The 553-nt window shown below is 53.3% G+C and carries 1 protein-coding gene; it reads right to left on the bottom strand.

Translation table 11 applies throughout. The features are described from left to right. Nucleotides 1-176: 176 nt before the first annotated feature. The coding region (locus ACP5E6_RS14575; protein WP_427955107.1) for a hypothetical protein at nt 177-553 on the bottom strand (377 nt) is incomplete at its 5' end.

Below are 553 nucleotides of genomic sequence, written 5' to 3'. Positions count from 1 at the left end.
GGCATTAATACAACGAATCCGGAATGAATCCAGTCTTTTCGGAACAGATTTCGGTATTTAAAGAAAATGATGGTAAAAAACACTGTTTAAAATCAACAATTTATGTATTCGGTCTTTAAGGAAAACTCACAGCTGGAGGCGACGCAAAACGATCCCGCGTTGCGCCCGTGCGTTCCTCACCAGCGGCCACGCGCCACCCGCACGAGCGCCACCAAGCCATAGATCATCACGAAGGTCCCGATCCCGAGGTAGACGAGCATCAATCCGTGTTGCAAGACGCTCTCGTGGGCTGCTGCCAGATACATCCACGCGCCGTATGCCAACAGGCTGTCAATGGCATAATGGGTTGCGATGCTCCAACGCAGTCCGAAGCGTACGCGAATGCTGGCCAGCAACACACCCAGCACGAATTGCGGGGTTACCAGAAGGAATGCCCACCACCTCAGGTGGTTGGCGTAAATGGCTGCGTGTGCCGCGCCGAACAGGATGCAGGAGACCGGCGTTGGTGCATAAATACACCTGTGGTTGATTTTGTTGTGATCGACTCGCGGTC

The organism is Acidiphilium sp., from assembly GCF_049977125.1.
In the GTDB taxonomy this organism is placed as follows: Bacteria; Pseudomonadota; Alphaproteobacteria; order Acetobacterales; family Acetobacteraceae; genus Acidiphilium.
This window is presented reverse-complemented; position numbering and strand designations above follow the sequence as displayed.